The sequence below is a fragment of the Micromonospora sp. MH33 genome, assembly GCF_003013775.1.
Classification (GTDB): Bacteria; Actinomycetota; Actinomycetes; order Mycobacteriales; family Micromonosporaceae; genus Micromonospora; species Micromonospora fulviviridis.
The window spans coordinates 1-9,621 of the sequence record NZ_MUYZ01000269.1 but is presented as its reverse complement, the minus strand read 5'-3'; the positions used below and the strand labels follow the sequence as shown (position 1 = coordinate 9,621).

The window sequence follows — 9,621 nt, the reverse complement described above, 5'->3', positions numbered from 1 at the left end:
ACCAGTCCGGGGTATAAATCAATTTGGCACTGGCTTATCAAGCACCCTGTTGAGTTCTCAAAGAACAACCACACACCGTCCGAAAGCCCCACTCCGTAGGGCCCCCGTCCGGGGCAACCTCTCTAACTTACCCGGCCCGATCTTCGCTGTCAACCTCATGTTTTTGAGGTGATCAACTTGGTTCAGCCCGATCCACGCTCACGCACGCCGTAGTCGGCGGTCGTTACTGTCGTGGGTTCCGGCGGACCGGCCGATCGCCGCTTTCGCGGCCACCCGCCCGGCTCCCTGCCGGCTTTCGCACTCTACCCGGTCGGCTTCGCGATCGCAACCCCGTGTTCCCGGAGTGCTCCGCACCGCCCGATCCTCAGTCTGGCTCGGCGTCGCCGCCACCAGCCTGGCGCCCGTTCTCGGCCGGTTTGTCCGGCCTCCCGCGTGCAGAGAGAAAGTTACGCGGACGGCTCCGAGAAGGCAAATCAACGATCGTCATTCCCCGAGCCGCCGGCGCACCGACGACACGGGACGACCGAAAGCCACGATCGGACGGGACCGCCGCGGGCTCATCCGTGCCAGAGTGTCTGGCATGGATGACGTGTCCCGACTCCCGGCGACGACGCTCGCCGAGGAGGCCCTGCTCGGGCTTCTGCTGCCGTTCTGGCAGCTGGTCATCGGCGCCTTCGTGCTCGTCGTCGTCCTGGCGTCGGTGCGACGCCTCGCCCGGCGCGGTCCGTCCCGGATGACCACCGCCCTGCTCGTCACCGCGGTGGCGATCGCCGGCTTCACCGTGCTCGGCGTGCTGCTGGAGAGCTGAGCGGGAGTTCAGAGCCGCCGGTTCGCGAGGCTGGGCACCTCGACGCGAATCGTCCGCAGACGGTCGAGGTCCAGGTCGGTCACGGCAAGCCCCGGGCCGTCAGCCACCTGGGTGAGCACGGTGCCCCACGGGTCCACCACCATGCTGCGCCCGAAGCAGGTCCGGCCCGGCTCGTGGTCGCCCGTCTGGCCTGCGGCCGCGACGTAGCACTGGTTCTCGATCGCCCGGGCCCGGAGCAGCACCTCCCAGTGGTCGCGCCCGGTGTGCATCATGAACGCAGCCGGCACGACCAGCAGCTCCGCCCCGCCGTCGACGACCAGTTGCCGGTAGAGCTCGGGAAACCGGAGGTCGTAGCAGATCGACAGGCCGACCCGGAGACCCTCGACGTCGACCACCACGGGCTTCTCACCCGGCGCCACGGTGGCCGACTCCTGGTAGGAGACCCGGCCGGGAATCTCGACGTCGTACAGATGGATCTTGCGGTAGCTGGCGGCGAGCGCGCCGTCCCGGTCGAAGACCAGCGAGGTGTTCCAGGTGTGCTCGGGGTCCGGACCGGCCTCGTGGAACGAGCCGGCGATCACCCAGATGCCGAGCCGGCGGGCGGCGTCCGCGAAGAACCGGCCGACCACGCCGTCGACCGGTTCGGCCGGGGGCATGCCGGCGGCGAGGCCGAGGTAGTCCACGTACTCCGGGAGGACGGCGAGGTCCGCGCCGGCCGCCGCGGCCCTGGCCAGCAGGGCCTCGGCGGCGGCGAGATTCGCGGTTCGGTCGTCACGGGCGTTGAGCTGACAGACGGCGACACGCATGACGCTCAGCGTACGGGCGGAGGACGGGCGGCGACAGGGCTCAGACGCTCGCCAGCACGAGCGCGCCGGCGGCGAAGCCGAGCCCGGCCAGTTGCACCGGACGGAGCCGTTCGCGGTCGACCGCGAGCGCGAGCAGCACGGTGCTCACCGGGTAGAGCGCGGCGATGGCGGCCACCACGCTGAGGTGCCCCCGGCCGGCGGCGGCCAGGAAGAGCGCGTTGGCCGCCGAGTCCAGCAGGCCGGCCGCCGCGGCCCAGCGGAGCACGCGCGGTCCCAGCCGCAGGCGTACGCCGGTGCGGACGGCGAGCGCGAGGCCGAAGGCGATGGAGCTGACCCGTACCGCGGCCACCGGCCACATGCCGGCGCTCTCGTCGGCCTGGCCGAGCAGCGCGAAGAAGATCCCGAAGAGCAGCCCGGCGCCGAGGGCCATGCCGATCAACCGGCCGGACACCCGCCCGGTGGTGCCGCCCTCCCCCAGGCTGACCAACGCGATGGCCACCACGGCCAGCCCGGCGCCGGCGAGCGCGACGGTGCCTGGGGAGTGTGCCGTGACGAGTCCGGCGACGATCGGCACGACCGCGGCCGTGATCGCGGTGACCGGTGCGACGACCGCCATCATGCCGCCGGCCAGGGCCTTGTAGAGCAGCATCACGCCGGCCGCGCCGGCCACCCCGGCCAGCAGCCCCCAGGCCAGGTCGAGCGGGCCGGGCGTGCCGGGCACGATCAGGACGAGGGCGAGCAGCAGCGGCACGCTGAGCAGTTGCGACACCACGGTCACCGCGATCGGGTCGGCGTGCCGGGACGCCTTGCCACCGGAGAAGTCGGCCGTGCCGAACGCGACCGCGGAGACCGCCGCGAGCACAATGGGGAACATCAGGCAGTCGTACCACAATATTGACCGCGAAGGATAGTGTGATGACCGACGCCGCAGGGCGGGTGGGCGCGGTGACCTCCGCGGTCGCCCGACAGGTACGCGAGCTGCGGGCCGCCCGCGGCTGGTCCTTCGAGGAACTGGCCGGCCGCTCCGGGGTGAGCAAGGGCATGCTCGTGCAGATCGAGGGGGCGCGGACCAACCCGAGCGTCGGCACGCTCTGCCGGGTCGCCGACGCGTTCGGCGTCAACATCGCCCGGCTGCTGGAACCGGCCGAGGAGAGCACCGTACGGGTCTCCCGGGCCGGCGACGCGCCGGTGCTGTGGCGGGGCGGGCACGGCGGCACCGCGCGGCTGCTCAGCGGACTCGGCGAGCCCGATCTGGTGGAGCTCTGGGAGTGGCGGTTGCAGCCCGGCGAGGCGCACCACTCCGCCGACCACCCGCGCGGCACCCGGGAGGTGCTGCACGTGCTGACCGGGACCGTCACGGTCAGCGTCGAGGGCGTCGACCACGAGGTACGCGCCGGCGAGACCGTGGAGTTCCACGCCGATCGCGAGCACGGCTACCGCACCGCGGGCGACGAGCCGGCGCGGCTGGTGATGGTGGTGGTCACCCCGTCGGGCGAGTGGGACCGGCGGACCCGGTCACGCGGACCGCGCCCGAGCTGACCCGGGCGCGGTCGCGGCGGGCGGTCAGGCCGACTTCTCCTCGCGGTCCCGGCGGGCACGCCGGCCGGTGAACTCGCGGGGAACGATGGTCGGGTTGACGTTCTCCAGGACGACCTCGCGGGTGATGAGCACCCGGGCGGCGTCGGGGTTGCTCGGCACCTCGTACATCACGGAGAGCAGGACCTCTTCCATGATCGCCCGCAGGCCGCGGGCGCCGGTGCCGCGGAGCATGGCCTGGTCGGCGATGGCCTCCAGCGCGGGCGGCTCGAACTCCAGCTCGACGCCGTCCAGCTCGAAGAGGCGCTGGTACTGCCGGACGAGCGCGTTGCGCGGCTCGGTGAGGATGCGGACCAGCGCGGAGCGGTCGAGGCTGCGCACGTTGGTGATCACCGGGAGCCGGCCGATGAACTCGGGGATCAGCCCGAACTTGAGCATGTCCTCCGGCATGACCTGGCTGAAGATGTCGTCGGTGGACCGCTCGGAGACCGACCGGAGCCGGGCGCCGAAGCCGGTGCCGCCAGAGCCGGTGCGGGACTCGATGATCTGGTCGAGGCCGGCGAAGGCGCCACCGCAGATGAACAGCACGTTGGTGGTGTCGATCTGGATGAACTCCTGGTGCGGGTGCTTGCGCCCGCCCTGCGGCGGCACATTGGCCACCGTGCCCTCGAGCATCTTCAGCAGCGCCTGCTGCACGCCCTCGCCGGAGACGTCCCGGGTGATCGACGGGTTCTCCGACTTCCGGGCGATCTTGTCGACCTCGTCGATGTAGATGATCCCGGTCTCGGCGCGCTTGATGTCGTAGTCGGCGGCCTGGATGAGCTTGAGGAGGATGTTCTCCACGTCCTCGCCGACGTAGCCCGCCTCGGTGAGCGCGGTCGCGTCGGCGATCGCGAACGGGACGTTGAGCATCCGGGCCAGGGTCTGCGCCAGGTGGGTCTTGCCGCAGCCGGTCGGGCCGAGCAGCAGGATGTTGGACTTGGCCAGCTCGACGCCGTCGCTACCCGAACCCGGGGCGCCGGCGGCCTCCGCCTGGATCCGCTTGTAGTGGTTGTAGACCGCGACGGCGAGGGCCTTCTTGGCCTGCTCCTGACCGACGACGTAGTTGTCGAGGAACTGGCAGATCTCCATCGGCTTGGGAAGCTCTTCCCACTTCACCTCGCCGGACTCGGCCAGCTCCTCTTCGATGATCTCGTTGCAGAGATCGATGCACTCGTCGCAGATGTAGACCCCGGGGCCCGCAATCAGCTTCTTGACCTGCTTCTGCGACTTGCCACAGAAGGAGCACTTGAGTAGGTCGCCGCCGTCACCGATCCGTGCCACCTACGTTCTCCCTGCACTCGTCGGCCGGTACGCCGGCCCTGACCTGCGGGCGCCGCGCGCCCGTCCGTCCTGTCGTCCCACCTCGCCGGTCCGACCCAGCGAAGCGGCACAGACCCGACGTTACCCGCTGGCGGGAGTTTCTCCGACCCCCAAAACGGGTGTGTCAGAGGTCGGCCGGGAACGACGCCCCGGCCGACCTCCGACCTCGCACTGCTCAGCCGGCGGCGTGAGACGCCAGCAGACCCTTCTTGCGGCTGGTCAGGATCGTGTCGACCAGCCCGTACTCCTTGGACTCCTCGGCCGTCATGATCTTGTCACGGTCGATGTCCTTGCGGACCTGCTCGATGGGACGGTTGCAGTGGCGGGACAGCATGTCCTCCAGCTGCGTCCGCATCCGCAGGATCTCCCGGGCCTGGATCTCGATGTCCGACCCCTGGCCGTAGCCGCCCTCGGTGGCCGGCTGGTGGATGATGATCCGGGAGTTGGGCAGCGCCATCCGCTTGCCCGGGGTGCCCGCCGAGAGCAGCACCGCCGCCGCGCTGGCCGCCTGGCCGAGGCAGACGGTCTGGATGTCCGGGCGGACGTACTGCATCGTGTCGTAGATCGCCGTCATCGCGGTGAACGAGCCACCCGGCGAGTTGATGTACATGATGATGTCGCGGTCCGGGTCGGTGCCCTCCAGCGTCAGCAGCTGGGCCATCACGTCGTTGGCCGACGCGTCGTCCACCTGGACGCCGAGGAAGATGATCCGGTCCTCGAAGAGCTTGTTGTACGGGTTGGACTCCTTCATCCCGTACGACGTGCGCTCGACGAACGACGGCAGGACGTATCGGTTGTGCACGGCCGCGAACTGGGGCGGCAGGCTCAGGTCGGTCATCGTCAGCTCCTCAGCTCAGGGTCCCGGCGCCATCCGGAACCTGCGCGGCCCCGATGATCACCTTGTCGATGAAGCCGTAGTCCATGGCCTCCTGGGCGGTGAACCAGCGGTCCCGGTCCGAATCCGCCTCGATCTGCGCCTGGCTCTGGCCGGTGTGGTGGGCGACCCGCTCCTGGAACATCCGCTTGGTGTAGAGCATCTGCTCGGCCTGGATCGCGATGTCCGACGCGGTGCCGCCGAGGCCACCGGAGGGCTGGTGCATCATGATCCGCGCGTGCGGCAGGGCGTAGCGCTTGCCCTTGGTGCCGGCGCAGAGCAGGAGCTGGCCCATCGACGCGGCCATGCCCATGGCCACGGTCGACACGTCGTTGTCGATGAACTGCATGGTGTCGTAGATCGCCATGCCGGAGTAGACCGAGCCACCCGGCGAGTTGATCCAGAGGTTGATGTCGCGGTCCGGGTCCTCCGCCGCGAGCAGCAGGAGCTGCGCGCAGATGCGGTTGGCGACCTGGTCGGTCACCTCGCTGCCCAGGAAAATGATCCGCTCCTTGAGCAACCGGTTGTAGACCGAGTCGTCGAGGTTGCCAATGGAGTCGCCACCACGGGCCTCGATCGCCCGGAGCGACTTCTTGGGGATGTGCATGTCGGTCATGGCAGCCCTTCGCTCTCCGTACCGTCCTACCCGACACTAACCGCTCAGCCGGGGGGCGTACTCCCGGTCGGGGCACTGTTCGCTCTCAGCGCAGTCACCCCGGGGGCGTACCCGGAAAGGGTTTCGGCCGCCGCCCGGCGCGGAGCGCGGGACGGCGGCCGACACCCGACGATCAGTGCTGGTGGTCGTGCTCGGCCTCGTTCTGGGCCCGCAGCGCGTCGAGGGAGACCTCGTTGCCCGCCGCGTCCTTGATCTTGATCTTCTCCATCACCGACGCGAGCGCCTTGCCCCGGCGGACGTCACCGAAGACGGCCTGGGCGGCGCCGGAGCGGACCAGCTGGTCGTAGTACTGCTGCGGGGCCATCCCGGCGCGCTGGGCGCGGTGGACGATCTCGTGACCGAACTCGTCGTCGGAGACCTGGACGTCCTCGGCGTCGGCGAGAGTGTCCAGCAGGAGCTGGATCTTGACGCCCTCGGTGGCGGCCTCGGTCAGCTCGGTGTCGATCTGCTCCTCGGTCTTCTCCTCCGCGGCGAGGTACTCCTCCAGGGAGGCGCCGATGCGCTCGAGCTGGTCGACCATCGCGGCCTTGCGGCTCTCGACCTCCTCCTTGACGACACCCTCCGGCGCCGGCACCTCGGCGGCGGCGACCATCTGCTCAAGGGCCTTGTCGCGGGCGGCGTAGATCTGCTCGACCTGCTTGCCGCGGGTGACCCGCTCGCGCAGGTCGGCGCGCAGCTCCTCGATGGTGTCGAACTCGCTGGCCAGCTGGGCGAAGTCGTCGTTGAGCTCGGGCAGCTCCTTCTCCTTGACCGTGCGGACGGTCACCGCCACGTCGGCGTCCCGGCCCGCGTAGTCGCCGCCGACCAGCTGTGTGGAGAAGGTGGTGCTGTCGCCGGCGGCCAGGCCGACCAGCGCCTCGTCCAGCCCCGGCAGGAGCTGCTTGCTGCCGACCTCGTGCGAGATGTTGCTCGCCTGACCGCCCGGCACGTCCTCGCCGTCGACGGTGGCGTTCAGGTCGATCTGGACGAAGTCGCCCTCCTGGGCGGCCCGCTCGACGGTCTTCAGCGTGGCGAACCGCTCGCGCAGGCTGTTGACCTGCTCGTCGATCTCGCTGTCGGCGATCTGGATCTCGTCCACGGTCACCTCGATGGTGGCCGGGTCCGGCAGGGTGATCTCCGGACGGACGTCCACCTCGGCGGTGAAGTTGAGCGAGTCACCGTCGTTGAACTCGGTGATCTCGACCTCGGGGCGGCCGAGCGTCTTCAGGTCGTGCTCGCGGACCGCGGCCAGGATGTTCTGCGGGATGGCCTCCTGCACCGCCTCGTTGAGGACAGTGCCCCGGCCCACCCGCTGGTCGATCACGGCGGCGGGCACCTTGCCCCGGCGGAAGCCGGGAACCTGGACCTGCTGGCCGATCTCCCGGTACGCCTTCTTGAGGCTCGGCTCGAGCTCGACGAACGGCACCTCGATGGCGAGCCGCACGCGCGTCGGGCTCAGAGTCTCGACGGTGCTCTTCACAGGCGTACTCCTTGACGGATCTCAGTTGAGTCTGGGCGTGATTGCGCGCATCGAGTGTAGGCGAGCCGGCCTGCGGCATCAGCAGCGCCCGGGCACCGCGCGGAAAAAATCGGCGGTTCCCGGGCGACCCGGTCGCGAACGACAGTCGGGGTGGCGGGATTTGAACCCACGGCCCCTCGCTCCCAAAGCGAGTGCGCTACCAAGCTGCGCCACACCCCGTGGCGACGACGAGTGTATGCCGTCCGGGCGCGCCGGACGGTCACCGGGGCATACCGCCGGGGGTCGGCGCGGCGCGCGGTACTGGGCTGCGCGTCCCGTTCCGGGATTCGGTAGGCTGTCGGGCGCGTGCCGCGAGAGCGGGGCGCACGCGGGCGTAGCTCAATGGCAGAGCTTCAGTCTTCCAAACTGACGGTGCGGGTTCGATTCCCGTCGCCCGCTCCACCCAGCAGGGCCCAGGCAGACCGCATGATCGCGGCACCTGGGTCTTTCGCTTCTCCCCCGTGTTGCCAGCGGCAGTCCCGGCCGCAGGCCGGGCTCACCGAGGTACGCTCGCCGCCTCTTCCCCTGTCGGGCAATCGGAGGCGTGGCGGCAATGACCGGGCTGCCCTCCACCGCACTGGTCTCGATCCTCCTACTGCTCGTCGCGCTCGGGACCGACGTGTGGGTGTACACGGATGCCAGGCAGCGACAGCGGCGCGGGAACCGGGTCTCGGTTTCGCTCGGATCCTTCCGCGTCGAGAACCCGGAGACGTGGTTCCTGGGCTGCTTGATCCTCTGGGTGGTGTTCGTCCCGCTCTACCTGACGGCGACGGGCCGCAACCCCTTCGCGCGCAGCGGCGGCTGACGCACCCGTCCGGCACCGGCCGCGCCGGGGATCGGCCGGCGGCGAGGGCTGCGTACGATGCGGGGCCGGACGTCACCTCGTCGGGTGGAGGTAGTGGCGGATGTCAGGCCAGCGGGACGGTTTCGCCCTCGGCGTGGACCTCGGCACCTCGAACACCGTGGCCGTGCTGCGCTGGCCGGACGGGCGTACCCGACCGCTGCTGGTGGACGGCGAGCCCATGGTGCCGTCCGGTGTGTACGCCGACACCGACGGGCGCCTGCACGTGGGGCGGGACGCGCTGCGGCTGGCCCATGCCGACCCCGACCGCTACGAGCCGAACCCCAAGCGCCGCGTCGATGAGCCGGAGGTGACGCTCGGCGACCGCCGGCACACCCCGGCCGAACTGCTCGGCGCGGTGCTGCGCGCGGTGGGCGAGGCCGCGGTGGGCGCGCTGGGATTCCTGCCGCCCGCGGTGGTCACCTGTCCGGCCACCTGGGACGCCGACCGGCGGCAGGTGCTCGCCGAGGCGCTCGCCCTGGCCGGCTGGCCGTCGGCGGCCGAGCACACGCTCTCCGGTCCCACCCCGCCCGGTACCCGGCTGCTGCGCGAGCCGGTCGCGGCGGCCCGCTACTACACCGAGGTGCTGCGCCGGCCGGTCCCGGTGGGCGAGTCCGTGGCGGTCTTCGACTTCGGCGGCGGGACGCTGGACGTCGCCGTGGTCCGCAACGAGGGCGCGGACCCGTGGGGTGACTCCGGCTTCCGGGTGATCTCCTGCGGCGGCCTGGACGACCTGGGCGGGCTGGACCTGGACGCCGCCCTGCTCGCGCTGGTCGGTGCGCGGGTCGCCGCCACCCACCCGGCCCAGTGGGCGCGACTCAGCGAGCCGGCCGACACCACCCAGCGGCGGGAGCGGCTCCAGTTCGTCGAGCACGTCCGGGGCGCCAAGGAGATGCTGTCCCGCACCACGGCGGCGCCCGCGGCGGTGCCCGGGGGCCGGCCGCCGTGTCGCTGAGCCGGGCGGAGCTGGAGGGGGTGGCCACCCCGCTGCTGCGGCGGGCGGTCGCCGAGACCCGGCGGGTGATCGCCGCGGCCGGGCTGACCCCGGAGCGGCTCGCCGGGCTGTTCCTGGTGGGCGGCTCGTCCCGGATTCCGCTGGTGGCCCGCATGCTGCACGCCGAACTGGGGATCGCGCCCACCGTGCTGGAGCAGCCCGAACTGCCGGTCGCCGAGGGCGCGCTGACCGACCTGCCGCTGCGGCGGAACCGGCCGGCCACCCC

11 protein-coding genes and 2 tRNA genes are annotated in these 9,621 nt (G+C 71.0%); 6 read left to right on the top strand and 7 right to left on the bottom strand.

Annotation, left to right across the window (positions count from 1 at the left end):
• Window positions 1-580: 580 nt before the first annotated feature.
• Window positions 581-808: a hypothetical protein gene (locus B0E53_RS28665; protein ID WP_107078864.1), complete on the top strand. Its 228-nt coding sequence runs from the start codon at window positions 581-583 to the stop codon at window positions 806-808.
• A gap of 8 nt (window positions 809-816) precedes the next feature.
• Here the strand turns inward: B0E53_RS28665 and B0E53_RS28660 are convergent, their stop codons facing one another.
• Window positions 817-1,614, bottom strand: coding sequence for a carbon-nitrogen hydrolase family protein (locus B0E53_RS28660; RefSeq protein WP_107078863.1), 798 nt, complete (start codon window positions 1,612-1,614; stop codon window positions 817-819).
• Window positions 1,615-1,654: 40 nt separating this feature from the next.
• On the bottom strand, window positions 1,655-2,488 hold the full coding sequence (locus tag B0E53_RS28655; protein ID WP_107078862.1) for a DMT family transporter: 834 nt from the start codon (window positions 2,486-2,488) through the stop codon (window positions 1,655-1,657).
• A 41-nt stretch (window positions 2,489-2,529) separates the two neighbouring features.
• Between B0E53_RS28655 and B0E53_RS28650 the strand changes: the two genes are divergently transcribed.
• A complete protein-coding gene (locus B0E53_RS28650) occupies window positions 2,530-3,153 on the top strand; it encodes an XRE family transcriptional regulator (RefSeq protein WP_107078861.1) in 624 nt (207 codons plus the stop codon).
• Between the two features lie 24 nt (window positions 3,154-3,177).
• Here the strand turns inward: B0E53_RS28650 and clpX are convergent, their stop codons facing one another.
• From clpX to B0E53_RS28625, 5 genes are all read right to left on the bottom strand, one after another.
• Window positions 3,178-4,473 (bottom strand): ATP-dependent Clp protease ATP-binding subunit ClpX, encoded by a 1,296-nt coding sequence (clpX, locus tag B0E53_RS28645; RefSeq protein ID WP_107078860.1) that lies wholly within the window; start codon window positions 4,471-4,473, stop codon window positions 3,178-3,180.
• A 214-nt stretch (window positions 4,474-4,687) separates the two neighbouring features.
• On the bottom strand, window positions 4,688-5,350 hold the full coding sequence (locus B0E53_RS28640; protein WP_013288034.1) for an ATP-dependent Clp protease proteolytic subunit: 663 nt from the start codon (window positions 5,348-5,350) through the stop codon (window positions 4,688-4,690).
• 10 nt (window positions 5,351-5,360) lie between these two features.
• Complete coding sequence (locus B0E53_RS28635) at window positions 5,361-6,002, bottom strand: ATP-dependent Clp protease proteolytic subunit (RefSeq protein ID WP_088960728.1); 642 nt, start codon at window positions 6,000-6,002, stop codon at window positions 5,361-5,363.
• A 172-nt stretch (window positions 6,003-6,174) separates the two neighbouring features.
• The gene (tig, locus tag B0E53_RS28630; RefSeq protein ID WP_107078859.1) at window positions 6,175-7,521 is read right to left on the bottom strand and encodes a trigger factor; all 1,347 of its coding nucleotides are present in this window, start codon (window positions 7,519-7,521) and stop codon (window positions 6,175-6,177) included.
• A 145-nt stretch (window positions 7,522-7,666) separates the two neighbouring features.
• Window positions 7,667-7,740: transfer RNA gene (locus B0E53_RS28625), tRNA-Pro, on the bottom strand.
• A gap of 148 nt (window positions 7,741-7,888) precedes the next feature.
• On the opposite strand from B0E53_RS28625, the gene B0E53_RS28620 reads away from it, so the two are divergent.
• From B0E53_RS28620 to B0E53_RS40265, 4 genes are all read left to right on the top strand, one after another.
• Window positions 7,889-7,962 (top strand) — tRNA-Gly (locus B0E53_RS28620).
• 142 nt (window positions 7,963-8,104) lie between these two features.
• The gene (locus B0E53_RS28615) at window positions 8,105-8,365 is read left to right on the top strand and encodes a hypothetical protein (protein ID WP_146167799.1); all 261 of its coding nucleotides are present in this window, start codon (window positions 8,105-8,107) and stop codon (window positions 8,363-8,365) included.
• A 100-nt stretch (window positions 8,366-8,465) separates the two neighbouring features.
• Entirely contained in the window at window positions 8,466-9,356 is an 891-nt protein-coding gene (locus B0E53_RS28610) for an Hsp70 family protein (RefSeq protein WP_281492923.1), read from the top strand.
• On the top strand, window positions 9,347-9,621 hold a 275-nt coding region (locus B0E53_RS40265; RefSeq protein ID WP_281492922.1), incomplete at its 3' end, for an Hsp70 family protein. The genes B0E53_RS28610 and B0E53_RS40265, both read left to right, overlap by 10 nt.